This window comes from Rufibacter sp. JT20002 (genome assembly GCF_056491185.1).
This window is the reverse complement of sequence record NZ_JBSZJY010000002.1, coordinates 924,097-949,466: the sequence shown is the minus strand read 5'-3', so window position 1 is coordinate 949,466 and position 25,370 is coordinate 924,097. Positions and strand designations below refer to the sequence as shown.

Genomic DNA, 25,370 nt, shown 5'->3' with positions numbered 1-25,370 from the left:
TCAGCTGTGGGGTATGGGCCGATACGCAATTTCAGATATACACGGGTGCTGCAAAACTTTCCGGTATCTGGTAGAGGAGGAGATCAAACTAAAAACATCAGACACGCTGTATTTACTGGGCGATTACATTGACCGTGGCCCTGATTCTAAAGGCGTTATTGATTTTATTCTGGAGCTTCGGGACAAAGGCTTTCAGGTGGTCACCCTTATTGGCAACCACGAAGACATGCTGTTGGATGCCCGTGCCAACCCTGAATACCCCGAGCTCTGGCTGTGCAACGGCGGGATAGAGGCCCTCCATAGTTTCAAAACTTTGTCCCTGGAGGAAATACCCCGCAAATACTGGCAGTTCATAGAGGACCTGGAGTTCTATGTGGACCTGGACGATTACCTGCTGGTACACGCCGGCTTCGACTTTGCAGGTGGCGCTCCGTTTGATGACACCTATGCCATGCTTTGGACCCGGGACTTTGAGGTAGACAAAGCTATCCTAGGCAATAGACGAATTGTACACGGCCATACTCCCATTTACCTGGATGAGATAGAGGATTCTTTAAAATCCCCGGTAGGTGACGTCATCAACATAGACGGTGGCTGTGTCTTCACCAAGCAATTAGGAAATTTAACCGCCTTGAACCTGGACACGCTAAAGCTCCACGTGGTCAAGAACCGGGAAAATCTTTAGTTTCTTTTGGCCTATCTAGTCACTTTAGCACCTTCCATTCCATAGACATTTCAAAGAAGTCAATGACCGGTTTAGTCCTTGTTTTACAAAAACGAAGTTAAAATAAAATCTTACCTGACCTTATAAGGAAGATTTAGGTCACAAGCTTTAATTAACTACTTAATAGATATTTACATGAGGCGATTCGCTATCTCGGACATACACGGATGCTGCAAAACGTTCAAGTATCTGGTACAAAAAGAAATCCAATTAGATATAAAAGACCAGCTGTATTTGCTGGGCGATTACATAGACCGGGGGCCTGACTCTAAAGGGGTGATGGACTACATCTTTGAGCTGAAAGAGAAAGGGTATCAGGTAAGGACCTTGTGCGGCAACCACGAAGACCTGTTACTGACCGCTCGTGACAATTCTGGGTACCTGGACAATTGGCTTCTGAACGGCGGAATCAAGGCCCTTGCCAGTTTTAACGCTCGTAGCCTGTTTGATATCCCGGCCAAGTACTGGAAGTTCCTGGATGAGCTTGAACTGTACATAGAACTAGACGATTACCTGCTGGTGCACGCCGGTTTCGACTTTAGCCATCCAAAACCCTTCACCGACCGGGAATCGATGCTTTGGATAAGGGATTTTAAAGTAGATAAACAAGTTTTAGGCGGAAAACGGATTGTCCACGGACATACCCCCATATCCCTGGAGCTAATGGCTTCCGCCCTCAGAAAACCTGCTTCTCACGTCATCAACATTGATGGCGGTTGTGTTTTCACTAAGCAGTTAGGCTATTTAACCGCCCTTAACCTAGACACTTTAGAGTTGCATGCCTTGAAGAACCGGGAAGACTATTAGCCTTCTGTTTTATTCCGAGTGTCTGATACTTAATTTGTAGGTGGAAATAGCTAAATAATTATCAGGCAAGTTTCTATAAACATCAATTATAGTCTAAGATTTAAAAAAATGTTCTGGTTTATAATTCCATTTTCTTAGGTAAGCCGAAACTAAAAACAGCCATATTACTCAGTTGAATTAGCCTTACTTCCGTAAAACCGTCCTAAAAACAAATGCCTTGTTTATGAGCCGTTACGCCATTTCAGACATCCACGGATGCTTAAAGACCTTCCGATATATGGTGGAGGAAGTTATCAAGCTGAAATACCGCGACAGACTTTATTTACTGGGCGACTACATTGACCGGGGACCTAATTCAAAAGGGGTGCTGGATTACATCATGAAGTTGCAAGATCAGAGTTATCGGGTGTATGCGCTCTGCGGAAACCACGAGGACATGCTAATGAAAGCCCGGCAAACTTCCATCTATCATACCTCCTGGATGTTCAACGGGGGCAAAGAAACCCTTAAAAGCTTCAGGGCCGAGAAGATAGAAGACATCCGGTTCACCTATTGGGAGTTCATGGAGCAACTAGAGCTGTACTTTGACTTAGACGACTACCTACTGGTGCACGCCGGCTTCAACTTCGCCATCCCAGACCCCAAAGAAGACCGGCATACCCTTATGTGGGCGAGAGATTTTGAAATAGATAAACGGAAACTAGGCAACCGCAAGATTGTCCACGGGCACACCCCAATCCCCTTAGACCAGATCCAATTTTCCCTGCAAAAGCCCGTGCCCAATGTCATCAATATTGACGGCGGATGTGTCTTCAAAAACAAATTGGGCTATCTCACCGCTTTAAACCTCGACACCCTGGAACTGCATGCCGTAGAAAACAGGGAAGATGTACCTAGTTTCTGGTAAGTACGTTAGGTGAGCTAGGTTTAACTTTTAGAGTTGGTTCATTTTTTTGAATTGGTATAAAATGGTCTTTATCAACCCTGCAAACTTTTGGCCAGTTCATGAAACTTTAGGTAGTTCCCTTTCTGAGTCTGTCCCCTCACTGCAGTTGCAAACTGCAGTGAGGGGTAGGTCCAAGTCACAGACTTGAACCATGGAATGGGAACTTGAACCATAGATAGAGGAGAGGTGGACTGCAAGGTGGCTATGCAACGCAAAAGGTAGAAGAACCCTATTCCAGTCTTTCGTCAGAGCGCCTTTGTTTTAGACCTGGTGCCGCGCATGCGGCAGGCCTACTGGCCAAGGCTAAAACAACAGCGCGAAGTCGGAAGACGAGGCCCCGCGGCCTTGAGCGCACCAAAGCCAAGTTGCAACAACTCAGCCAACACCCAAAAACCACCACCCTCAAACCACCACCCTTGCCACCAAAAAAAAGCCTGTAGCTACAAACTACAGGCTTTCTCAAAAAAATATATCAAACAGCAATCCTTACTTCTTCAGCCGCTTCGCCCAATCCTCCATCTTCTTCTCCATCACACTCAGCGGCATGGTGCCGTCCTTCAAAAACTCATCATGGAAAGCAGCTAACTTAAACTGTTCCCCTAGGTCTTTCTCGTACTTCTCCCGAAGCTCCTTAATCTTCAACTGCCCGGTTTTGTAAGAAAGGGCCTGGCCCGGAATAGCCATGTAGCGTTCAATCTCGGCAATGGCGCCTTCTTCAGAAATGGCTTCGTTGGCCATCATGTACTGGATGGCTTCATCGCGGGTCATGCCTTTGGTATGCATGCCCACATCCACCACCAGGCGAATGGCCCGGTGCATCTCATCCCCTAAAGCACCCATGTATTGATATGGGTCAGAGTACAGGCCTAGTTCCTTGCCCAAAGACTCAGTGTACAAGGCCCAGCCTTCGCCGTAGGCTCCGTACCAGCTAAACCGACGGAACTTAGGTAGGCTTTCGTTTTCCTGCTGAAGCGAGATCTGGTAATGGTGGCCCGGGATGGCTTCATGCAAAAACAGCGACTCCATGCCAGAGGTGGTGTTGAACTTGGTAGCGTCTAAGATGGGCACGTAGAAAATGCCGGGTCGGGAGCCATCCGGGGAGCCTTGGTTGTACTCAGCAGACGCGGAAGCGGCCCGGAAAGCCTCGGTTTGGCGGATCTCAAACGGGGTTTTAGGCGTGCGGCCAAACATCTTGGAGAGGTTAGGCTCAATCTTGGTCTGGATGGCCCGGAAAGCGTTTAACACTTCCTCGGGGGTTCTATAGGGGGTGAACTTAGGATCGTTGCGAAGGTAAGTGAAAAACTGCTCCATGTTTCCTTTGAAACCAACCTGCTCTTTTACCTTCACCATCTCGCCATTTATGCGCTTTACCTCCTGCTGACCGGTTTTGTAAATCTCATCCGGCGATTGGTCGGTGGTGGTCCAGTACTTCACGTAGTACTTGTACAGGTCTTTTCCGCCCGGAATGTCCTGGATACCGGTAGTGGTACGTGCTTTGGGCAGGTATTCCTGCTGCAGAAAAGTCGCCAGTTTTTGGTAAGCGGGCACTAACTGGGTGCTGATGGCTTGTTTGTAGGCCTGGGTCAGACGCTGCCGGTCAGCGGCAGGAACCTCGGCCGGAAAGTTCTGGATAGGTCCGTAGAAAAGGCTTTTGGTGGGATCTGTTACCACCATGCTCTGCATCTGGGGAATCATTTTAGAGACCAGCGGTTTAGGGAGCACCACGCCCGCCGCCATTCCTTGCCTGAAATTAGCAATAGCGCTATCGGCCCAAACCGTAAAGCCCTGCACCCGGCCTAGCCAGTTTTCATAGTCCTTGGTGGTTTTGAAAGGTTGGTTTCCGGTACCCGAGCCCAGTTGGCCCATGGTCAAAGGCAATCCCCAGAATTGCTGGAAAGGGATCATCCAGGTATTGAGTTTCAGGCCTTCTAAGCGGGTTTTGGTCTCGTACTCAAAGATGTCGTAGCTGATCTGGTCGTTGGCGTTCAGGTCTTTGCGCTCAAATTGGTGCAACTTGTCCTGGTACTGCTGGTAGAACGCCTGCAGGCTGTCTCTAAATGACTTGGTGTTGTCATTGGGCAGCAGGTGGTTGTACCGGTTATCGCCCTGCGCCGTGGCCTCCAGAGGGAAGAACCGGGCGTTTTGCTCCTGAAAGCTTTCAAACAAGGTAGATAACTGGGAGTTGTTTGCCACATTGGCGGCTGCGCTGGTCTCTGCTTTTTTCTGGCAGGACGTCAGAATTGCCCCGGCCAGGAAAGCCGTCAGCATCAATTTCTTCATAGGTGTGGGTATGCTAAGTTTCGGGCCGACAATATATCCAGAAAAAAGTTAGCCCGTAGCACCTACTCAACGAGCCTAAGCAAAATGGGTTGAAGGTGTAAATACTGGTTTTAAGGGTGTTTCTTCGAAATCAAGCGTAAAGCGGGAGTTGAAAAGCCTTTTCACTTGGCTAAAAGAAAAGGTGAAAACAATTTCAGGGCTACTCTCTTTTGGGTTGGGGAACCTGGTTGGGGGTACTTCCTAATAGTGAAACCTAGTAAATCAGTCTCTCTACAGAGCTGCTTTACAACACTGCCCTAAGAAATGGATAAAACATAAATGTTTTAAATACAGGGTGTTGTAATCATAATCGCATTTCGCCTGCGCAAAGGGTAAGAGCAGTGGCCACTTTTTTCCTATCTTCAAGCTTCTGTCAGAAGACAGGCACTTCTAATTTCTAATTCTAAATTTCTACTCATAAAGATGAAGGCTTACCTTGATTTAATGCGCCACATTCTGGATAACGGCGTGAAGAAAGAAGACCGTACCGGCACCGGTACGCTAAGTGTGTTTGGTTACCAGATGCGGTTTAATCTGCAAGAAGGCTTCCCGTTGGTGACCACCAAGAAAGTGCATTTGAAGTCAATCATCTACGAGCTGCTGTGGTTTCTGCGCGGCGAAACCAACGTGCGCTGGTTGCAGGAGCGGGGTGTAAGCATCTGGAACGAGTGGGCCGACGAAAACGGTGACCTAGGTCCGGTGTACGGCTCACAATGGCGGTCATGGCCTACACCTGACGGCGGCCACATTGACCAGATTCAACAGGTCATAGACCAGATCAAACGCAACCCAGACTCAAGACGCTTGATTGTGAGTGCCTGGAACGTGGCCGAGGTTAACAACATGAAGTTGCCACCCTGCCATGCTTTCTTCCAGTTCTACGTAGCCGAGGGCAAACTAAGCTGCCAACTGTACCAACGCAGTGCGGACGTGTTCTTAGGCGTGCCCTTCAACATTGCCTCCTATGCGTTGCTCACCATGATGGTAGCCCAAGTCTGCAACCTGGAACCCGGCGAATTCATCTGGACCGGCGGCGACACGCACCTCTACACAAACCACTTGGAGCAAACCGACCTTCAACTTACCCGCGAGCCACGCCCGCTGCCTAAGATGAAGATTAACTCTGAGGTGAAAGATATTTTCGGGTTTAAATTTGAGGATTTTACACTGGAAGAGTACCAGCCATGGCCGGGGATTAAGGCGCCAGTGGCGGTGTGATCTTGTTTATAAACCTTCTTACAAATTGCAGATAACCGTATGTTTTGGTTTATACGGTAGTTGTGCATCATTTAAAAAATGGACAGGAAAGAAAGTAGACAAAAAATTGACCAAGCCCTCAAGGAGATTACAATCCCATTTTTAAAAGAAAAAGGATTTAAAGGGTCGCTTCCACATTTTAGACGATTCGCTCCTGACGGAATTAACCTTTTGACTTTCCAGCATAGCCTTTATGATTCAAAATTTGTCATTGAAATAGCGAACTGTCCCTCAGATGGCATCACAACTTCATGGGGAAAGGAAATACCAAAGAACAAGGTGACAGCTCACGATTTGGGCTATAGACTTAGATTGGGAAGCGAAAAGCACAAAACTGATTATTGGTTTGACTATGGAAAGAAGTCCTTGTTTTCGAATACTTATAAAAGAATAGCTAATGAAATTATTGAGCTTTGGGAAGAAGCTGAAATTTGGTGGGAGAAAGACCCGTGTAAACAGAAAGAACTAAAATAAAAACGTTACACAACAAGGTGCATAAGCCATGCTACGGCCGATGGCCTTGCACGTCTCATGCACTAGACGTTGGGCTGCATATCAATTAAAGAATGCTATTCGAAAATAAGAAAAAAGTAGAGTTTAAATTAGGTGGATACGGATCATTAAAATTAAACCACCAAAGGAGCGGAAATGAATGGTTTGGAGATGTTGAGAATATCTCCAAATCTAATAAGGTGGAATTGACGATTGAAGTTGAGGAAGAATCTACACCATCGAATGCACATATTGCTTTAATCAGACAACTATCAGAAAACATCCAAAACGTAGAACAAACTATTTTCGATTATATGCATTCCTGCTTTATGGGTACTAAGTGGCAATTGGAGAAGGAGGAGTTAAAAAAAATGTATTTTTTGATAGCAGTAATACTTAAGAGAAATGGTGATGATGTATGGATAACACTTGAACCTAATGTAGATGTACCATCCATATTCAACTTCTTTCCCAGGTTTACCTTGAGAAACAATAAAATCGTGTGGAGTAACCTAGAAATAAATTCGTAGCCCAACAAGGCATAGTAGTCAAACTTCGGCTGCGCCTCGTTCGCCTTCTATACAAGCCGTTATGCACAAGCTAAAAATATGAAGTACTATCTTGGGGCATACTATTTTATGAAATTAAGCAGTGCAAATTTCGGCTCTTGGATGGGAGCTAAAATTTGCACTTGCAGTACTTGTATTAATGACTCCTACTTCGACGCATGGTCAATATCTTGGAGTTCTAGCGGGAAAAGCGGACTTAAAGAAGCTAAAAAAGAATTTAATTTGACTTCACTACAAATTAAGAAAATTCAATCTTGGGCCGATCAGAAATTTGAGGAAAAGAAGATTGGCTGGATATGTACTTTCTCCGATTTTGCGACATTAAGCGAGTATAAATCAAATTTCTTTAACACCGCTGAGGACTATCATATATTCAGCATAAACTTCCCTGAAACAGAAAAGGACGAACTTATAGAGGAATTTTTAATTAAGGAAAAAGAAATTGGGGCTATTGGACTCTGTGATAATTTACAAAGGCAAATCCCAGAAGTAACGGATGGTTCAGAAAAGGTCATCGGCTATGATTTAATAGGAATAGAGCAAAGTGGCGACTTTCATTCATTTCATTGCCATGACCTCTCAAGTAGTTTAGCAGAGAAGTTTAACTTTCAGATAAATCACTACGGACTTATTGACAATGACCATAGTTGGGAAAGCCTAGTAAGATACATGAATGATGAAGAAAATGGCTTTGAACCTGTTCCGTGGTTCTTTGTCAAGGTTAAAATGGTTGAAGAAAAGAAAAAAGCCAATGCATAACATTGTATAAAAATCATGCTTCGGCCGACGGCCTTGCAGGTTTTTTATAATAACCGTTGTGACAAATTGATGATATGAATAATGGGTTAAAGATTTTGTTGGTCTTATTGCTTCTACTATCAGCAAATAATTTATTTGCCTGTATATGTTCAGAGCCTTCTTATGAAGAGGAATACAAAAAGTCAGAAGCTGTCGTGCTGGGAAAAATCATAAGCAGGAAGAACAAAAAAGTTGCCTATTACCGTGAAGGAAAGATATATATTGAAGTATGTTGAAAATTCTATTAGAGTTGAAAGAAGCTATAAAGGCGATTCAACAAAAGTCCTAAAAGTAGCGACAGTTTGGAAAGGGACATCCTGTGGCTTCCGCTTCAAGGGAAACAAAAAATATATAGTATTTGCCTTTCAAGACGAACGCTACGGTTTAACGACGGGGCCTTGCAGCAGAACCTTCCCAAAGGGCAATGACAAGTATGGGTTAGTCCTAAGGGAAATAGAAGCACTCGAAGGTGGAAAGTAATAAACAAGGCTAGTACAATACTCTCAAACTTCCTTTACGTAAGACTTGAGCACCTATAAAATACAGGGTCGGTGGAAGAAGCAACTTGCCACAACCACGTGTAAACGCCAGCATCGGCCGACGGCCTCCGACGTCGCTTAGCCAAACCGTTGAATTGAATATTTAATATTAAATATTATTCAAGTTGAGAAAACTGATACAGCTCTACTTATTGATAATCTTAGCACTTCCATGCTTGGCGATGAATTCCGAGGTTATAGCTGTTTCAGGAATTAAATCTGCCTACCTCAAAGGGGAACCGATTAAAATTACAATCATCAACAAGACTAACCAGGACAGATTCTTTTCTCTGGGCCTTTCAACTTTAGTTAAGGAAGAATCTGAATGGGTTGAGCAGGTACCAGACTTGGCAAACTACAATTGCAATCCACGGGAAAAGCTAGGGATTACCTACCGATTGCTAAAAGCAAATGATTCTACAATTGTTAAATGGTACCCGAAAAAGGCAAATAATAAACTTTGTTTTAATTGGCAGGCAAATAGTGGGAGATATAGAATTGAGGTGCGTGTAGCGTCAGATAACGATAGTAAACCAGTAAATTTTCTCTCCTCAATCTTTATTATAAATTAAAAAACGCCATACAATAAGGTATAAACACCACGCTTCGCCCGTGGTTAAACCAGTACGTTGGGGAATGATCAGATTACATGTTTTAAAAATTTGACAACCATCTTATAGTTTTCCTTATTTTACCACCTCTTCAAGTTTAAAGCCAACAATCCAGGAAATCAATCACCAATTTTCAATTGGAACCAACCTCTTATTCAATTTCCAAACACATTCTCCCCACCATTGTCCTGGCCCAGTTTGCCTGCACCTCTTTGTGGTTTGCGGGCAATGCCGTGCTGCCTGAGTTGATTCCGCAGTTTCACTTAGAGGCCAGTTCTTTGAGCCATCTCACCTCGGCGGTGCAGTTGGGCTTTATTCTCGGTTCCTTGGTGTTTGCCGTGTTCACTATTTCAGACCGTTTCTCGCCGTCAAAGGTGTTTCTGGTGTGCGCGTTGGTGGGAGCGGGGTTTAACTTGAGCTTGCTTTGGGCCGAGGGGCTTTCCACTTTGCTGCTATCCCGGTTTCTCACGGGCTTTTGCCTGGCTGGGATTTACCCGGTAGGCATGAAAATCGCCGCTGATTACCACCAGAAAGGCCTGGGCAAGGCGCTGGGGTTTCTGGTAGGAGCCCTGGTGTTGGGTACGGCGTTTCCGCACTTACTCAAGAGCCTCACCGAAGGACTTCCGTGGCGCTATGTGATTTGGGCTACTTCGGGTTTGGCCGTATTGGGCGGAATTAGCTTGTTTGGACTGGTACCCGATGGGCCGTTCAGAAGCCGCAGCAGCCAACCAGATTTTAAGGCCTTTTTCCAGATATTCAAGCAAAAACAGTTCAGAGCTGCCGCCTTCGGGTACTTCGGGCACATGTGGGAACTATACACCTTCTGGGCCTTTGTGCCCGTGATCCTAGCCTTGTACGCCGAGGCACACCCCGAAACTCCGTTTAACAATCCGCTATTGTCCTTTACCATCATTGCGGTAGGAGCAGTGGCGTGCGTTGCAGGCGGGTACCTTTCCGGTAGTATTGGGAGCGGCAGAACGGCGTTTGGGGCTTTGGCAGTTTCCATGGGGTGCTGCCTGCTATCACCGTGGCTGTTTCTACTGCCTTTTGCGTTGTTTCTGGGTTTGTTGTTGGTGTGGGGCCTGGCCGTGGTCATGGACTCGCCGCAGTTCTCCACGTTGGTGGCGCAGAATGCCCCAGCCCAGGCCAAAGGCACCGCGCTAACCATTGTCAATTCTCTCGGCTTTGCCATCACCATCGTGAGTATTCAGTTTCTGCGCAGTTTGCAAGGTGCGGTGGCACCTGCTTATTGGTTTCTGTTTTTGGCTATCGGACCGTTATTGGGGTTGCTAGCTATGCGGCGATTGGTAAGAAAAGAAGGCGTGGCGGAGCAAAAGTAAGTCAATCTCACGAACACCAGTTTTTCATTTCAAGGCTGTTTTTGCAAAAAGTAGCCTAAAACTTCAATGCCTTTCATTCAAAATCTCCTCCTCACTCGGCTTTACTTCACTTTAAGTTTGAAGAGGTACTTTTTCTTGTTGTCCCCCTTTGAAGGGGGTAGGGGGATGATGACGTTAGCTGATCATGGCATTCCCTATAACTTAGGCAGTCTTCTTGGCCTAGACCAATGTCTGTTGCTTCTTCCGCTGCCCTTGTAATCCCCCAACCTCCTTTAAAGGGGGACGGAATGCGTGGGGTAGGATGCGCTCAAGGGAATGTCACTTAATGAATGAGAAGGGCTTAATAGTTTGCTGTTGGTCTGGGAGCCTTCTTGTTACCGCTATGTTACCTATGCTTATTCTGGGAAGATTCGGTAAACATTTCTGAAACAGGAGGGTTTAAAAAAGAAGTCTGTCAGAAAGGCAGGCGTTTTCTGTTTCATTTAAACAACATGGTATGTTCCCCCTAGACAGACTGTTGACCCTGGTGCCCGATGAATTCACCCAGCCGGTAAGCCGGAAAAGTTTTCTACACATGGCTGGTAAAGGCGTGGCCGCCGGCATCGTAGGAGGGCTGGTAGCCTCCTGTAAATCCACCGAAGCGGCTTCCGGCTCATCTACCGCTGCCACTTCCTCCAGCGGAAGTATGACAGCCCCCAACGGGCAGACCGTTCCCAAGCTGCCCGCGGTTTCGCCCCCGGCGCAGGTACCTTCTGGCCAGCAGGAGCCCATCAAACTGGAAGCTTGGAAATCTGACGCCGACCGCCAGTCGGGACCCACACCCACGCCACTGCCCCCAGACCAACGGGTGGGCTATGCCCTGGTAGGATTAGGGCACTTGACCCTGGAGGAACTGCTACCTGCTTTTGGCGAGTGCAAGAAATCCAAACCTGTGGCACTGGTGAGCGGCAGCCCCGAGAAGATGCGCAAAGTGGCCCAGCAGTACGGTATCAAGCCCGAAAACTGCTACAGCTACCAGACCTACGACCAGCTTAAAGACAATCCTGAGGTGCAGGTGATTTACATTGTGCTGCCCAACGCTTTGCACGCTGAATATACCATCAGGGGTGCCCAGGCCGGGAAGCATATTCTCTGCGAAAAGCCCATGGCCAATTCCTCAGCTGAATGTCAGGCCATGATTGATGCCTGCCGCAAAGCCAACAAGAAACTCATGGTGGCTTACCGCATTCAGTATGAGCCCTACAACCGGCACGTGCGCGAGCTGGTGCGCGACAAGAAGTTTGGCGATGTCAAATTCATAGAAGCATTTAACACCCAAAGCTCGGCCAACCCTGAGCACTGGCGGCACAAGAAAGCCTTGGCCGGAGGCGGCGCCCTGCCCGATATTGGCTTGTATTGTCTCAACACCCTTCGGTTTTTGCTGGGCGAAGAACCCACCGAGGTATTTGGCTACCAATACAGCACCCCGGGAGATCCCTTGTTCAAAGAGGTGGAGGAGATGCTGTCCTGGCAGATGCGGTTCCCCAACGGCATTGTGGCCAACTGCGGCACCCATTATGACACCCACGAAAGCCGCCGCTACCGGGTGCTCTGCGAACGCGGCTGGATCAACATGGACCCCGCGTTCTCCTACACTGGCCAGCAAATGAAGACCTCCCGCGCTGACGGAAAGATTGTCCGGAAAGAAGACGTAGACATCGCGCACAAAAACCAGTTCGCCACCGAAATGGACCACTTTTCAGAATGTGTGCTGAAAGACCTTCAGCCCTTTACGCCCGGCGAAGAAGGCCTACAGGACCATCGCATCATGGAAGCCATCTACCAATCCGCCAAAGAAGGTCGCCCGGTGAAGTTGCCTGCGGTGGCCAAGAAGGATGCGTTTAGAGGCCCAGAGCCGAAGTTAGAGTAGGTATAAGAGTAACGTAAATCCAAAATGACTCTCCCCTCAAAGAGAGAGTCATTTTCTGTTTTCTCCCCCTTTTACCGAAAGAACAGGAAAAACGAAGTGCCTTTTCCTTCTTCAGATTGGACCTGAATGGTGCCTTTGTGGAGCATGATGATCTGCTTGCATAAACTCAGGCCAATGCCGCTGCCGTTTTTCTTGCTACTGAAGAACGGGATGAAGATTTTTTCCTGCACTTCCTTAGACATCCCGGTTCCGTTATCTGAAATTTTGAGAACCACTTTGCCTTCGGCAGAAGAATAGGCGGACAAAGTAATTTCAGGGTCAGGTTGTTCTTTGACGGCGTCTACGGCATTCACCAAGAGGTTGATCAGGACCTGGTCTAGCAAGTTGGCATCGGCTTCCAGGGTGAGATCAGGGTCACTGAGGAGGATGTTCAGGTGAATGTTTTTCTGAGCCAGAGAAGGAAGCATGAGCCGACGTAGGTTCATGAAAATGTCTTGCAGGAAGATCTTTTCTTTGTTCAGGTGGGTGATCTTGCTCAGGTTGCGGTACGTCTGGGCAAACTTAAGCAAGCCTTGGCTGCGGTACTTGATGGTACTAATGCCTTCTTCCAGATCTTCCAGATCAGCGGAAGAAACCCCGGTGGGCACCGTTTCCTGCAATCGGTTCTTCAGGGTGTCTGCCAGCGATGAGATTGGGGCAATGGAGTTCATGATCTCGTGGGTCATGACATTCAGAAGCTTCTGCCAGGCATTGGATTCAGTTTCCTCTAAGGCATCGTTCACGTTCTGGAACGCCACCAGTTTGTACCGTTTGCCCTCGTTTTGGAAAACCGTGGCCGAAAGCATGAACTTATAGGTGCTTCGTTCCAGGCTAGGCGTCTGGATGAGGGCAATCTTAGGGTGACCCGGGGGAAGGCTGTTTATTTCGGCGTACAGGCTGGGGTCTCTTCTCTCCAGGGCGTGCACCGTTTTCAGGAAGGGCATCTGCAAGAGCTTTTTCAAAGACTCGTTCATGAGCACCACCTCGCCGCTGTCCAGGTCATAGGACATGATGCCCGTATCCACCAACTCCAGAATGCGCTGCAAATGTTGGTGCTGCGTTTCTTTTTCATGGTTGATGGTCTTGAAGGTGGAATTGATCTGGTTGAACCCTTTGCGCAAGTGCAGCAGCTGGGGCGAGTTAGATTTCTCACTGAAGTAGCGCGAGAAATCGCGGTTCTGGATGGCCTCAATAAACAGGTTCAGTTCTTCCTGGGCTTTTTTCAGGAAATGGTACAGTTCGTACACCTGGTACAACAGCAGCGGCACCAGAAACACCAGCAGCTCGGCCCAGCCCTGCATAATAACGACCGAAGGCGTGCTCAAGGTGAGCAAGAGCAAAAAGACCCGCAGCAGGAGCTTTCCCTCAAAGTTCTTAAAGCTCATACTTTCCTAATCTGCGGTACAAGGCGGTACGCGTAATGCCTAGTTCTTTAGCTGCTTTGGTCATGACCCCATTGTGTTTCTCCAACACCCGAATGATGGTGGCTTTTTCCAGTTCTTCCAGGTTGGTGGCGGTGTTCTGGCTGGCCTGCACGCCAGACGTTTCAATAGGAGAGAAGATAATGTCCTTCGCATCCAAGGCATGGTCATCGGCCATGATCACGGCGCGTTCAATGGCGTATTGCAGTTCCCGTACATTACCCGGAAACGAGTAACTTTTCAGTTTCTCTATGGCCCTGTTGGTGAGGTCCAGCGGGGGCTTCAGGTACTTTTCTGAATACAGTTGAATGTAGTGTCGGGCCAGCAGAATTACATCGTTGCCCCGTTGGCGCAACGGTGGCACCACAATCTCCACGGTGTTGATGCGATAAATTAAATCTTTCCGGAAACGGGCATCGCTGGCCAGATCCGTAAGCGAGACGTTGGTGGCGCACAGCAACCGTACGTTGACGTTGATGGGTTCATTTGACCCCACCCGAATGACTTGCCGGTTTTGCAGCACGCTCAGCAGTTTGGCCTGCTGTTGCAGCGAGATGTTCCCGATCTCATCCAGGAAGATGGTACCCTTATCCGCGGCCTCAAACCGGCCCGCCCGTTCTTCCCGGGCATCGGTGAAGGCGCCTTTTTTGTGCCCGAACAGCTCACTTTCAAACAACGATTCGGTCAGGGCGCCCACATCTACTTTGATGAAAGGCTGGTTGGCCCGTAAGGAAAGCTGGTGTAGGGCTTTGGCGATGAGCTCTTTCCCGGTGCCGTTTTCGCCCAGGATCAGGATGTTGGCATCAGTGGGGGCTACTTTCTTGATCTTATAGAAAATGTCCTGCATGGCCTCAGATTCGCCCAGCAGTTCCATTCCCATACCTGCCGTCTTGGTGCCGTTACCAGCAGGTTGGGCACTTTTCTCTTTGCCGCTCACCGCCTCCTGCAACGTAGCCATGAGTTTCTCGTTGTGCCAAGGCTTCACCACAAAGTCATAGGCGCCTTCCTTCAAAGACCGGATGGCCAGGTCAATGTCGCCGTAAGCCGTGATCATGATCACCGCGGCCGTGGACTTGAGGCGCTTGATTTCTTTAAGCCAGAAAATACCCTCGTTGCCCGTGTTAATGGAAGACACGAAGTTCATGTCCAGCAAGATCACGTCAAAGGTGTGCTGCTTTAACAGAGTCGGAATGTTCTCGGGGTTTTTGTCTACCACAATTTCTTTCACCTGCGGCCTGAGCAGTAACCGGACGGCGGTCAGCACATCGGGGTCATCATCAATCACCAAAACGGTAGCCTTCTTCAATTGCATGGTATTCTGTTATAAAGGGTAGATAGGGTGTTACTTTAAAGACCAGCGCTGTTTCCAGTTTCCAGCTTTGTGCAGATTACCGCCTGTTTCATAAGTGCTTTTTAGAAAGTAGCCCTGAAACAAAGCGGGCCATGGCTAGGGGACAATTTGCCTGCCGCAAAAGCCTTCTGGTGGAGAAAGTCTTCTGCCAAACGAAAAAACGATAATTATGCCATTCTTACAACTGCCTGAAAACGAATGTTTTTACATCTACCACCGGGTACAACACGTGCGAAAACGCACACATGAGGTGCGAATTTGCACGTGGTTTTACGCTTGTTTTAGGGTAAGTGATTGAAAAACAAGAAGAAGCAGTTTTGGCATTAGGTGTGCACTTCCGGTACAGGATACAAAGCTAACCCTACCTGTATGATACAGATCAAGAACCTTGAGAAAGTGTACCGCACCGAGGAGGTCCACACCACTGCCCTGAACAAAGTAAGCCTGGAGATAAAGAAGGGTGAGTTTGTGGCGGTTATGGGGCCATCGGGCTGCGGCAAATCTACCTTGTTGAACCTGCTGGGATTGTTAGACGACCCAGATGCAGGCAGCCTGGTTTTTGACGGCACAGAAGTAGCCCGTTTCTCGGAACGCCAACGCGCCGAATTGCGCAAACGCCACATTGGATTTGTGTTCCAAAGCTTTAATTTGATTGATGAATTGACGGTTTACGAGAACGTGGAATTGCCTTTGCTGTACCTGGGCATGAAACCCGCACAGCGCAAGCAGCGGGTAGAGGAGGTGCTGGAGAAAGTACAGGTCTCGCACCGGGCAAACCATTACCCGCAACAGCTCTCGGGTGGGCAGCAGCAGCGGGTGGCGGTAGCCAGGGCGGTGGTCAACAGCCCCAATCTGTTGCTGGCCGATGAGCCTACCGGAAATCTGGATTCCTCCAACGGCAATGAAGTGATGGACCTGTTGTCTGAACTGAACGCCCAGGGCACCACCATTGTCATGGTCACCCACTCAGAGCACGATGCTAAGTTCAGCCACCGCATCATCCGGATGCTGGACGGCCAGACCATCCTGACCGAGGAAATGGCTTCGCAAACCGCTTAAACCTACTCAATTCAAAGCATCTAAGAACCAATAATATGTTCCAGAATTACTTTAAGATAGCCTACCGCAACCTGCTACGGCACAAAGGCTTCAGCTTTATTAATATTGCAGGTTTGGCCCTAGGCTTAACTGCCTGCTTACTGATTGGCTTGTTTGTCTACGATGAGTTGCAATACGACAAGTTCCTGCCCGACGGTGACCGGGTGTACCGCGTCTACAACGATCAGTCTGCCGAGGAAGGCGGCGGCATTATGACGAGCGTTCCGCCTATGTTTGGGACCAGTTTACAGGAAAGTATCCCCGAAGTAGAAAAGATGGCGCGCATTCTGATGATCCAGTTTGACGGCAACAGCCTGGTAGAAGCAGGGGATAAGAAGATTTATGAAAAAGGGTGCTTCTTCACCGATCCGACCTTTTTTGAGGTCTTCCAGATTCCTTTTGTGTATGGTTCCGCTGAAAAGGCCCTGGATGATCCTACCTCCATCGTGATCTCAGACAAATTTTCAGAGCGCGTGTTTGGGAACATAGATCCGGTGGGCAAAAAACTGGAAGTAAACCAATTTTCCTGCATCGTGAAAGGGGTATTCAGCACAAAAGGTCGGTTCCACTTGCCCGTAAATTTCGTGTTCCCGCTGGCATCTGCGGAACTACCTGCTGAGCGGATGAAAAGCTGGGGTTGGCAACAGTTTTATACTTATGTTAAATTGAAAGAAGGAGCCGATGCCAAAGCAGCCCAAACCAAGTTGCATAACATCATCAAAAAGCAGATTGATGATGAAAAAAACGAGCCTTACAAGTACGTTCCGGTGCTGCAACCCTTACGTGAGGTGTACCTGTACTCAGCAGGCTTCAAGTTTGACCAATCCATCAAAGGCAACATCACCTATGTAAAGGCATTGGGCATCATTGCGGTCTTCATCCTGCTTATTGCTTGTTTCAACTTTGTGAACTTGGCCACGGCCAAGTCTATGCAGCGGGCGAAAGAGGTAGGGGTACGCAAAGCCATTGGCGCAAGCAAAGGCCAGTTGATGCTGCAGTTCCTGAGTGAAACCGTGTTGCTCACACTCATCAGTGTCATCTTTGCCGCGGCCTTAACGTCTTTGTTGCTGCCTTCGCTTAATGCCTTTACTAACAAGCAGATGACCTTCAATGTGTTTACCAACCCTTCACTGCTGCTGCTGTTGCTGGTGCTGACGTTGGTGGTAGGTATTCTGGCAGGATTGTACCCGGCCATGGTGCTGTCGGGGTTCCGGCCTGTGAAAGTGTTGAAGAGCGCGGTGGTAGTAGATAGCAAAGTAGGCAAGATCCAATGGCTGCGGCACGGGCTTATTGTCGTGCAGTTTGCCTTGTCTATTTTCCTTATCATCAGTGCCATCATCGTGTACAAGCAGGTGGGCTATTTGCACAACAAAGACCTGGGATTTAACAAAGAGCAGGTCCTGTTCTTCCAGATGAGGGGCGATAACATGTTTCAAAACCATGAGACCTTCAAAACCGAGTTACTCAAAGGTCCCGGCATCAAGAATGTGTCCATCGGGTACGGCTTTCCGGGTGATGCCACCGCCGGGGACCGCATCATAGTGCCTAAAAACGGGCAGAACCAGCACCATGGGGTTAGTATGCTGATGGTGGATTTCAATTACCTAAGCACGCTGGATGTAAAAGTCATTGCCGGAAGGGCATTCTCAAAAGAGTACGAGACTGATGCCGACCATGCCTTCATGATCAATGAGACGGCCCTTAAGGAATTGGGCTACGGTACCCCTGAGAAAGCCATTGGGCAACCCTTGCTGTGGCCCACCTGGAACGAAGCCAACCCAGATTCCATGAAAGAAGGGAAGATCATTGGGGTGGTGAAAGACTTCCACTTCAAGAGCCTCTATGATAAAGTAGACCCCACGGTGCTCCAGATTTACCCCGATGCTTACGTGAAAGTAGCCGTAAAACTAGAGGCCGCTAATCTGGCCAGCTCCATCAACCATGTCAAAACGGTTTGGGACAAGTTCTCGCCTGATTATCCGGTGGAGTACAAGTTCATGAATGACAACTTTGAGAAGATGTACACCTCAGAAGATAAGCTTAAGTCTCTGCTCACCATCTTCACGGGCATCGCCATCTTTATCGGTAGTCTGGGTTTGTTTGGCTTGGCCGCTTTTGCCGCCGAACGCCGGAAAAAGGAAATCGGTATCCGGAAGATTCTGGGTGCAGAGACTTCTTCCATCGTGACCTTGCTGTCCAAAGACTTCCTTAAGCTGGTCCTGTTTGCCGCTCTTATTGCCATGCCGCTGGCCTGGTACGCCATGCGGAAATGGCTGGAGGACTTTGCCTACCGTATTGACATTCCTTACTGGGTCTTTGCCGCCGCCGTTTTGATGGCGTGCATAGTAGCTTTTCTGACAGTGAGTTACCAAGCCTTGAAAGCAGCAACACTTAACCCCGTGAAGAATCTAAGAATGGAGTAACACAAAGGGCTTACTCTATCTACTGAAAGGATGCTTATCTGGTTTTTACCGGATAAGCATCCTTTTTTTTGTGGTTGAACGAGTTGGACTCTAAGGAATTTCTATGCTTTCCTATTTACTTTTAAGTTACCTCATATGTAGGATGACCAAAGTAAATCACAATCCTCCTTGTCTGGCTTGCGTACATTCAGGAGAGAAGGAGGTGCGCCTTCTTTAAGAACCATCTTGGAACCCAAAGTTAAAATAAAGAATATGGCCAAAGAGAGCAGAATACTGAAAGCAATGTATGCCGTTGTGCAAGACCAGGAAGATAAAACCAGTTGGCCTATAGATGCCGCTGCTATCTCAGAGAAAACACCCGGTTTGTCTTTGGGTGAAATTGAACAGGAAATGAGGGATCTCAGCTTAAAGAAGTTGGTGGAGCTGGATCAGTCACCTGAAATGAACCTGTTTTGCCGTTTAACCCAGGAAGGGGTACAAAGGGCGGAGGTGGCCGCAAATTATTAATTTGAGAAGAAAAGCGTTGATGGTATTAGCTTCGTTTTGGGTCCGTTTTTTCTAAAATGGCCCTAAACGAAGTACTCCTTCAAGTGGATTATTGGAATTTCTCCAGCGGGAGGGTTAACTCTGCGCCGGTCATAACAAAAAAGAAGTTCTGCAGTTGGTGCACAAATTCTACCGGGGCACTGGTGGCAATGTACCCACCGTTAAAAACAATCTCTTTGTACTCGGGGTCCAAGGCCCATTGGCTTAGTTCCTGAAACGTGAATTCATGTTCCAGTGCATTGTAGGAGGCACCCGACAGCCACTCCTCGGTTAGTGGCATTGGGGCATAGGTGGCTTCGTCGCCGCTTAGTATAGAAATCAGTTTAGGCGCATCTAAGGCTACCGGTTTCCCGGCTTCCAAAACGATGTTTCCCAACCGTAGTTCATTTGCAAACATTCCGCAATATAAGATTAATCTCTCGTTTGCTTCCTTTGTGTCTTGCTCTGCCTGGAATTGAATAACTGGTTCATTTCACAAGCCTTAAGAACCTTCAGCGCACCCAATTATTTATATGGGCTAACTTCAAGGCTCAGCATAAGGCAAACGCGTCTTTGTCACAAACGGCAGAAAGCTGTGAAAGGGTATGCTAAAGGTTAAATCTATCGGCCTTGGTTTCGCACCTGGTTTTTGGGGCAGGTTTTGTAAAAACAGGCTGATTTCAGTTTAAAAGAAATTGCCTGCCCCAACTAATGGAGCAGGCAATTTCACTTTGAAGTAGGGTTGGCCATTGATTTTACCTAGGTACGGTTCAGCTCATCCAGGCTGTTATTCCGTCGTTTAGGGTCAAACTTTGCGCCTCTACTGAAATTGTAGCGCAGGTTTATGCCAATGCTTCGGGCTCTGAAATACTGGTCAAACTCATTGATGTTCCGGCCAATGGTGCCTACTTTGATGCGTTGGCCTTTGAAGATGTCGTTCACGTTAAAGCTAAGGTCCAGTTTGTCATCCAACAGGCTTTTCTTCAGGCCTACGTTCACCCACCATTGGCTGTACACTTCATACAAGCCATAAGCACCAGGTCCGCGGTAAGAGGCATTTATCTCCATTTTCACCTTGTAAGGCAGCAGGATGTTGTGGTTTGTCTGGAGGGAGTAAAACACCTGGTCGTTGGTGGCCAAGCTTTCGTTTACCATGGTCATGTATTTGTTGTAAGACACCAGCACCGTATTTTGGGTGTCCCAGTTCTTCATGATTTTTACCGGCACGTTGGCGGTAACGCTCAGGTTGTGGCCATCGTCTACGTTGCCTATGGTATACACCGTCAAGGCTCTTTCTACATCCAACAGCGGGATCTCGGCCATCACATCCTGGATCAACTGGTAATTCAGAATCAGAGAGTAATCTTTTTTGAAGGTCTGGGTGATGCCAAAGGCGTGGGTAAACTGCGGCCGCAAATAGGGGTTGCCTTGCCAATAGGTGTAAGGGTCCCTATAGGAGATGAAGGGGTTCAGGTTTCCGTAATTAGGGCGCTGCAGCCGGCGGCTATAACTGTAATTTACCTGGTAGTTCTCGCTTACCTTTTGCTGCACAAACACGCTAGGGAAGAAGCTCAGGTAATCGCGTTTGTTCACCGCCCCGGTGGTAAGCGATTCGCCCCGGGAGATGGTTTCCTCTGCCCGCAATCCGGCCTGCAGGGTATAGCGTTCCCCAAACTTACTGCTCCAGTTCACATAAGCGGCGTAGATGTCTTCGTCATAGATAAAATGGTTTGTGCGGTTTAAGTCTAAAACTAGTTCTTCGGAGTTGTTGAAATAAAAGCGTGAGTCATTGTCAGAGGCAACTCGGCTGGCCTTTGCCCCGAACTCTATTTTTTTCCCCTTTGCATACGGGTGGGAGTAATCAATTTTAGCTGCGTAAATATTATATCCATTGGGTGTACTGGTGTAAAGAAAATCCTGGGTATTTGATCCGGACTCGGTTAAATCATTGTAGTAGTTATAGAAGTTGGCGTCTCCGCGGTTGGTAATTCTTACAAAGTCCAAATCTGCGGATAGCGTGGTGCCCGAGGTGTCTAGTTTGCCCAGGTAATGCACATTGGTGGTGAAGTTGGTAAACCGGTTGGTATTGTAATTATTGGCATCAATGTATTGGTCGTACGTACGAGGGGCTCCGCCAATATAGGTGTCGGTCAGGAAATCGGCGTGGAGTTTATTGGTGTTAAAGTAGGCCATCACCCCCACGCTGTGCTTGTCATTAAGGTTGTAATCGGTACCGGCTCTGACGGCGGGCGGACCTTGCACCTCAAAATTTCCGGTAGCTACCTGGTCAAAATAGGTGGTCTTTTCCTCGCCGTAGAACACCCGGGTAAAGGTGGCTTCCCGGCCTCCCACGCGGCGGGCCACATCCAGGTTCAGAAATGAATTCCAGGGACCTGATTTATAGTTGAAAGTGCTACCGGCTGTAAAGCCCACTTGCTTGAAATTGTAGGTAGAACCTCCATAGATACTTCCATTGATACCCTGTAATTCATTCTTCATCAGGTTGATGTTCAGGATACCCGAGGCGCCTTCGGCATCAAACTTAGCGGAGGGATTGGTGATAATCTCGATGTTCTTCAGGTTTTCAGCGGGCATTCCCTCCAAAAGCGAACGCAGGTCTCTGGCCGATAAATAGGTGAGTTTGCCATCCAACATCACGGTTACCCCAGACCGGCCGTTCAACTGAATATTCCCTTCCTGGTCAATGAACACTCCAGGGGCTCTGGTCAATACATCATAGGCGGTACGGCCGGCGGCCAAAGCAGTCCCCTGTACGCTGACCACCATTTTGTCTGCTTCCTGAGTAATGGTAGGCCTTAAACCTTGTACTGTCACCTCTTTCAACTTGGTGGCGGCGGCGTTTAGTTTGATCGTACCCACTGATGCTTCGGGGTTTTGGCTTGTGATGACAATGTTGTGCCGGCTTTTGGATTCATACCCGATGAAGCTGAACGTAAGGCTGTATTCCCCCGGCTGTACCCCCCTGAACGTGAAATTACCCCGGGCATCGGTCAAGGTTCCATCAATGGATTTGGCAGATCCTTTCTGCAGCAAAGAAACCGTGGTGTATTCAACGGGCTTACCGGTAAGGGAATCGGTGACCGTCCCAGAAATCTTGCCTATGCCCTGGGGAGCAGTTGCTGCAGGCGGGGCAGAAGTGACCTGCGCCCATACCTCTCCCGAAAAATACAGGCATAGGCATAGCTGTCCCAGCAAAAAGAGGGTTCTTTTTTTCATAGAGGGAAATTTAAAGTGAATTAGGTTTTGTTAGGATCGGGGTATTGTATTCTAAAGACACAGGTTTGAACCGACCGTTGCACGAGGAGCCAGAATTATTTTAAAATTTTTGCGGTAATCTTGGTGGTAAGAGTCAGGTTGTATTCTGAGGCGTTGATTCCTTAATTTTCTTTTAGTAATAGGCATTTTGGCTCACCCATTCAAAGGCTGTTTTGGGACTCTTTTCTAAGGTTTTGCCTTAAAACAGAAAAGCTTCCGGTGAAATCAAAGGCCATGTACTTAATTGTTTATAGGCTTAATACTTCTTCTTACTGTATGAAAATGCTATGGGTGAATTATAACCAAAAATTGTATTGAGGCTCAGGCAAGTGTAGAGTTTGAGAGGAGTTATATCCTTGACAATTGTGTTGAGGTACATTTATCAAGACAATGAGATTCTGCTTTCTTTATCCTATATGGGTTTAAGTGAAGTTTTAGGCAAAATATTCTAATAGGTTTTGTAACAATAGAATGCTAAAAACAAAGGTGACCAACTGCATTCTTGAAAGAAGGGCAATCAATCACCTTTGTTTAGTAGAATATATATGTTAGTCCTTTTTAGCTCTGCGGGCCATGCCCATGATTTTCACGTTGATGTATTCATCCAGGGTTTTCAGGTTGTAACCTTCCTCACGGGCCTTGGCGATGAAGGCTGCATTCACCCCATGGATTTTGGCTTCAATGGCTTTGTCAATGTCCAGGTTTTTAAACCCAGCTTTGCCTAGATCTTCCAAATAACTGCCGTTTACCCCGTGAATTTTTGCTTCCATGATCTTGTCCAACGTCAGGCCTTTGAAGCCATAACTTTTTATTTCTTCCACGGTCTTGGCGGTAACCCCATGAATCTTGGCATCTAGAATTTTGTCCAGGCTGAGGTTGGCAAATCCGGCCGATTTAAGGTTCTGGATGTAGTCGGTATTCACCCCGTGAATCTTCAACTGAATAGATTTATCGAGGGAGAGGTCACCAAAACCCAGCTTCTTCACCTCAGACAGGTACGTCGGGCTGATCCCGTGGATTTTCGCCTCAATGACTTTGTCAATGGACAGGTTGTCGAACCCGGCTTTGCGCAGCCCATCCACAAAGGCAGGGGTAACCCCATGGATTTTGGCTTCCATCATCTTGTCTAAGGGCAGGTTTTTGTAGCCCATGTCCTGCAACTGCTGCACATATTCCTGTGTGATGCCATGGATTCTGGCATTCACCACATCTTCAATGGCAGGCTTTTTATCGTCGTATTTCTTAAACAATCCCAGGTACCCTTGGAAAGCGTCCATGGTCACGCCATGAATAGCCAAATCGCGGAGCTGGTCTTCATCTACCTGTTTATAGCTTCCTTTCAGGAAATCGACATATTTCTTATTGACGTCGGCTAGAAAAAGATGGAAGAGAAAATTATCTTCCACGTTGGCGATGCCTTGTTTAGAGAGGTAATCTTTGAAGGAAGCATCCTGCACGAATTTGTATTTGCCCTGGCTTACTTCCTGGGTGAGGTTGCCGGTTAACTGCAGGGTTCCGGTTTCGCGGGTTAATACGAAGACATTGTCTCCCTGGCGGGTAAAGGCGTTTTTAGGATAGCACCGGTTAATGTTCCAGTTAGAAGAGGCATCGTTGCCTTTCAATTCTATGCAGTAGTCGGTTTGGGTGGCGTGGCTGTACCAGAAACCCTGTGACATATCCGCTGGAGGGCCCATAAAGTGCATGCTGTTGCGGGGATGAGGCGGATTGCTCAAACCACCCGCCATAGGATTTAGAGGGAGAGGAGCGCCTGGTTCCTGAGATAGTTGAGGAATCTCCACTACCGGTGTATGGAGCGTTGGCTCTGGCGAAGGGGAAACTGGGTCTGGCAACTCAGGGTTCATCTGGGGAATGCTGGATTTCACCGCCGAGTACGTTTGGGACACGTCCTTCAGAATGGCCTGGCTCGTGGCGGGTTTGTTTAACAGCAGGAGCGTTCCAAAGAAAAGGGGGGCCAGGAAGGTGTATTTCCAGAAAGCGTGCGGGGTAGATTTTTTAGCGTTCATCATAAATATCCTTTGTTTGAGAAGTGACTGGTTATAGTTGGTGGTGATAGATAAGGGCTTGTTGGGGCAGGCAATCTGCAGCAGGTTAAACTGGTACTGGGTTTTACTTACCTGCTCCTGCTCCAGCAACAGGGCATCGGTCTGGTACTCCAGGTTCTTTTCCACCTCCTTTTTGAAATACCACATCAAAGGGTTGAACCACAGTAGTATAACGGCCATCTCTGCAAGTAGTAAATCAAGGGTGTGGCCCTGCCGAACGTGTATTTTCTCATGCGCGATGATCTGCTCATAGGTGTCAAAATCATACTCATCCGGGTGGATGAAGATATACTTAAAGAAGGAGCAGGGGGCTTGTTTGGTAGAGACATTGACGATCACGTAATCACCGTCTTCTATCTTGTCCTCGGTCTTATAAGCTTTCCACAGCGTTCCTCCAATCTGGAAGAGCAGGTTCAGAAAGCAGACCACTACCCCAAACAGATATAGCAGTACCAACCAAAAGAGCCAAGTTGTAGGGGTGGAGGCATCTTGGTATGCGTTGTCAGTGGTTAGAGTTCCTGTGGCCGCCTCTTGGGTAACCGTCGAGGGTTGTTCTGTAACGGAATTGGTTTCCAATGTCCCGGAATTCCTCCTTTGTAGGCTTGACGTCTGCGGCAGGAGAACCTGGGTTGCCTTGTCCTCAGCCGCTAGAGGTACCTTAAAAGCTTCGGAAATAAACCCCTGGTTCTGGACCAAAGGGGGTAAGGTGACAAACGGCAGGGCAAAGGCCAGGGCCATGCCTACCAACAGGTACAACCGGTTTATGGTGAAAAAGCTTTCCTGTTGCAGTACAAATTTGTAGAACAGGAAAACCACCCCCATCACGAAAGAAACTTTCAGCAGGTATTCTATCATGGCTCTTG

20 protein-coding genes are annotated in these 25,370 nt (G+C 47.8%); 14 read left to right on the top strand and 6 right to left on the bottom strand.

The features are described from left to right. The first annotated feature begins 13 nt into the window (after positions 1-13). From ACW9SV_RS13470 to ACW9SV_RS13460, 3 genes are all read left to right on the top strand, one after another. The gene (locus ACW9SV_RS13470; protein WP_479557287.1) at positions 14-685 is read left to right on the top strand and encodes a metallophosphoesterase; all 672 of its coding nucleotides are present in this window, start codon (positions 14-16) and stop codon (positions 683-685) included. Positions 686-859: 174 nt separating this feature from the next. Then, on the top strand, positions 860-1,531 hold the full coding sequence (locus tag ACW9SV_RS13465; protein ID WP_479557286.1) for a metallophosphoesterase family protein: 672 nt from the start codon (positions 860-862) through the stop codon (positions 1,529-1,531). Between the two features lie 223 nt (positions 1,532-1,754). Next, positions 1,755-2,438, top strand: a complete 684-nt coding sequence (locus ACW9SV_RS13460) for a metallophosphoesterase family protein (RefSeq protein ID WP_479557285.1) — start codon at positions 1,755-1,757, stop codon at positions 2,436-2,438. A gap of 525 nt (positions 2,439-2,963) precedes the next feature. Here the strand turns inward: ACW9SV_RS13460 and ACW9SV_RS13455 are convergent. Beyond that, positions 2,964-4,757, bottom strand: coding sequence for a DUF885 domain-containing protein (locus tag ACW9SV_RS13455; protein ID WP_479557284.1), 1,794 nt, complete (start codon positions 4,755-4,757; stop codon positions 2,964-2,966). Between the two features lie 462 nt (positions 4,758-5,219). On the opposite strand from ACW9SV_RS13455, the gene ACW9SV_RS13450 reads away from it, so the two are divergent. From ACW9SV_RS13450 to ACW9SV_RS13415, 8 genes are all read left to right on the top strand, one after another. Beyond that, positions 5,220-6,014, top strand: a complete 795-nt coding sequence (locus tag ACW9SV_RS13450; RefSeq protein ID WP_479557283.1) for a thymidylate synthase — start codon at positions 5,220-5,222, stop codon at positions 6,012-6,014. Between the two features lie 78 nt (positions 6,015-6,092). After that, entirely contained in the window at positions 6,093-6,527 is a 435-nt protein-coding gene (locus tag ACW9SV_RS13445) for a DUF4304 domain-containing protein (RefSeq protein WP_479557282.1), read from the top strand. A gap of 92 nt (positions 6,528-6,619) precedes the next feature. Continuing rightward, positions 6,620-7,075 (top strand): hypothetical protein, encoded by a 456-nt coding sequence (locus ACW9SV_RS13440; RefSeq protein WP_479557281.1) that lies wholly within the window; start codon positions 6,620-6,622, stop codon positions 7,073-7,075. A 78-nt stretch (positions 7,076-7,153) separates the two neighbouring features. Next, positions 7,154-7,873 carry a hypothetical protein gene (locus ACW9SV_RS13435; RefSeq protein ID WP_479557280.1) on the top strand — a complete coding sequence of 240 codons (720 nt, stop codon included), beginning with the start codon at positions 7,154-7,156 and terminating at the stop codon, positions 7,871-7,873. 231 nt (positions 7,874-8,104) lie between these two features. After that, positions 8,105-8,392 carry a hypothetical protein gene (locus tag ACW9SV_RS13430; RefSeq protein WP_479557279.1) on the top strand — a complete coding sequence of 96 codons (288 nt, stop codon included), beginning with the start codon at positions 8,105-8,107 and terminating at the stop codon, positions 8,390-8,392. 241 nt (positions 8,393-8,633) lie between these two features. Beyond that, the gene (locus tag ACW9SV_RS13425; RefSeq protein WP_479557278.1) at positions 8,634-9,023 is read left to right on the top strand and encodes a hypothetical protein; all 390 of its coding nucleotides are present in this window, start codon (positions 8,634-8,636) and stop codon (positions 9,021-9,023) included. A gap of 176 nt (positions 9,024-9,199) precedes the next feature. Next, on the top strand, positions 9,200-10,402 hold the full coding sequence (locus tag ACW9SV_RS13420) for an MFS transporter (RefSeq protein WP_479557277.1): 1,203 nt from the start codon (positions 9,200-9,202) through the stop codon (positions 10,400-10,402). 496 nt (positions 10,403-10,898) lie between these two features. Next, complete coding sequence (locus ACW9SV_RS13415; RefSeq protein ID WP_479557276.1) at positions 10,899-12,311, top strand: Gfo/Idh/MocA family protein; 1,413 nt, start codon at positions 10,899-10,901, stop codon at positions 12,309-12,311. 71 nt (positions 12,312-12,382) lie between these two features. Here ACW9SV_RS13415 and ACW9SV_RS13410 read toward each other — a convergent pair whose 3' ends face one another. Continuing rightward, positions 12,383-13,735, bottom strand: coding sequence for a sensor histidine kinase (locus ACW9SV_RS13410; protein WP_479557275.1), 1,353 nt, complete (start codon positions 13,733-13,735; stop codon positions 12,383-12,385). Further along, entirely contained in the window at positions 13,725-15,083 is a 1,359-nt protein-coding gene (locus ACW9SV_RS13405) for a sigma-54-dependent transcriptional regulator (RefSeq protein WP_479557274.1), read from the bottom strand. Before ACW9SV_RS13405 ends, ACW9SV_RS13410 begins: the two co-directional genes overlap by 11 nt. Before the next feature lie 408 nt (positions 15,084-15,491). Between ACW9SV_RS13405 and ACW9SV_RS13400 the strand changes: the two genes are divergently transcribed. The 3 genes from ACW9SV_RS13400 to ACW9SV_RS13390 all read left to right on the top strand — a co-directional run bounded on the left by ACW9SV_RS13400 (position 15,492) and on the right by ACW9SV_RS13390 (position 19,150). After that, the gene (locus tag ACW9SV_RS13400) at positions 15,492-16,181 is read left to right on the top strand and encodes an ABC transporter ATP-binding protein (RefSeq protein ID WP_479557273.1); all 690 of its coding nucleotides are present in this window, start codon (positions 15,492-15,494) and stop codon (positions 16,179-16,181) included. A 35-nt stretch (positions 16,182-16,216) separates the two neighbouring features. Further along, positions 16,217-18,643, top strand: coding sequence for an ABC transporter permease (locus ACW9SV_RS13395; protein WP_479557272.1), 2,427 nt, complete (start codon positions 16,217-16,219; stop codon positions 18,641-18,643). Positions 18,644-18,895: 252 nt separating this feature from the next. Beyond that, entirely contained in the window at positions 18,896-19,150 is a 255-nt protein-coding gene (locus ACW9SV_RS13390) for a hypothetical protein (RefSeq protein WP_479557271.1), read from the top strand. A gap of 88 nt (positions 19,151-19,238) precedes the next feature. Here ACW9SV_RS13390 and ACW9SV_RS13385 read toward each other — a convergent pair whose 3' ends face one another. The 3 genes from ACW9SV_RS13385 to ACW9SV_RS13375 all read right to left on the bottom strand — a co-directional run bounded on the left by ACW9SV_RS13385 (position 19,239) and on the right by ACW9SV_RS13375 (position 25,362). Next, the gene (locus ACW9SV_RS13385) at positions 19,239-19,586 is read right to left on the bottom strand and encodes a hypothetical protein (protein ID WP_479557270.1); all 348 of its coding nucleotides are present in this window, start codon (positions 19,584-19,586) and stop codon (positions 19,239-19,241) included. Positions 19,587-19,927: 341 nt separating this feature from the next. Then, a complete protein-coding gene (locus ACW9SV_RS13380; RefSeq protein WP_479557269.1) occupies positions 19,928-22,405 on the bottom strand; it encodes a TonB-dependent receptor domain-containing protein in 2,478 nt (825 codons plus the stop codon). Positions 22,406-22,992: 587 nt separating this feature from the next. Further along, positions 22,993-25,362 (bottom strand): M56 family metallopeptidase, encoded by a 2,370-nt coding sequence (locus ACW9SV_RS13375; protein ID WP_479557268.1) that lies wholly within the window; start codon positions 25,360-25,362, stop codon positions 22,993-22,995. Positions 25,363-25,370: the final 8 nt, after the last annotated feature.

Bases quoted from the DNA above. Each gene is read 5' to 3' on its own strand.
- ACW9SV_RS13405 (WP_479557274.1), bottom strand. From the start codon at position 15,083: ATGCAATTGAAGAAGGCTACCGTTTTGGTGATTGATGATGACCCCGAT.
- ACW9SV_RS13460 (WP_479557285.1), top strand. From the start codon at position 1,755: ATGAGCCGTTACGCCATTTCAGACATCCACGGATGCTTAAAGACCTTC.
- ACW9SV_RS13445 (WP_479557282.1), top strand. From the start codon at position 6,093: ATGGACAGGAAAGAAAGTAGACAAAAAATTGACCAAGCCCTCAAGGAG.
- ACW9SV_RS13375 (WP_479557268.1), bottom strand. From the start codon at position 25,362: ATGATAGAATACCTGCTGAAAGTTTCTTTCGTGATGGGGGTGGTTTTC.
- ACW9SV_RS13380 (WP_479557269.1), bottom strand. From the start codon at position 22,405: ATGAAAAAAAGAACCCTCTTTTTGCTGGGACAGCTATGCCTATGCCTG.
- ACW9SV_RS13395 (WP_479557272.1), top strand. From the start codon at position 16,217: ATGTTCCAGAATTACTTTAAGATAGCCTACCGCAACCTGCTACGGCAC.
- ACW9SV_RS13435 (WP_479557280.1), top strand. From the start codon at position 7,154: ATGAAGTACTATCTTGGGGCATACTATTTTATGAAATTAAGCAGTGCA.
- ACW9SV_RS13470 (WP_479557287.1), top strand. From the start codon at position 14: ATGGGCCGATACGCAATTTCAGATATACACGGGTGCTGCAAAACTTTC.
- ACW9SV_RS13415 (WP_479557276.1), top strand. From the start codon at position 10,899: ATGTTCCCCCTAGACAGACTGTTGACCCTGGTGCCCGATGAATTCACC.
- ACW9SV_RS13390 (WP_479557271.1), top strand. From the start codon at position 18,896: ATGGCCAAAGAGAGCAGAATACTGAAAGCAATGTATGCCGTTGTGCAA.
- ACW9SV_RS13440 (WP_479557281.1), top strand. From the start codon at position 6,620: ATGCTATTCGAAAATAAGAAAAAAGTAGAGTTTAAATTAGGTGGATAC.
- ACW9SV_RS13400 (WP_479557273.1), top strand. From the start codon at position 15,492: ATGATACAGATCAAGAACCTTGAGAAAGTGTACCGCACCGAGGAGGTC.
- ACW9SV_RS13385 (WP_479557270.1), bottom strand. From the start codon at position 19,586: ATGTTTGCAAATGAACTACGGTTGGGAAACATCGTTTTGGAAGCCGGG.
- ACW9SV_RS13410 (WP_479557275.1), bottom strand. From the start codon at position 13,735: ATGAGCTTTAAGAACTTTGAGGGAAAGCTCCTGCTGCGGGTCTTTTTG.
- ACW9SV_RS13425 (WP_479557278.1), top strand. From the start codon at position 8,634: ATGAATTCCGAGGTTATAGCTGTTTCAGGAATTAAATCTGCCTACCTC.
- ACW9SV_RS13455 (WP_479557284.1), bottom strand. From the start codon at position 4,757: ATGAAGAAATTGATGCTGACGGCTTTCCTGGCCGGGGCAATTCTGACG.
- ACW9SV_RS13465 (WP_479557286.1), top strand. From the start codon at position 860: ATGAGGCGATTCGCTATCTCGGACATACACGGATGCTGCAAAACGTTC.
- ACW9SV_RS13450 (WP_479557283.1), top strand. From the start codon at position 5,220: ATGAAGGCTTACCTTGATTTAATGCGCCACATTCTGGATAACGGCGTG.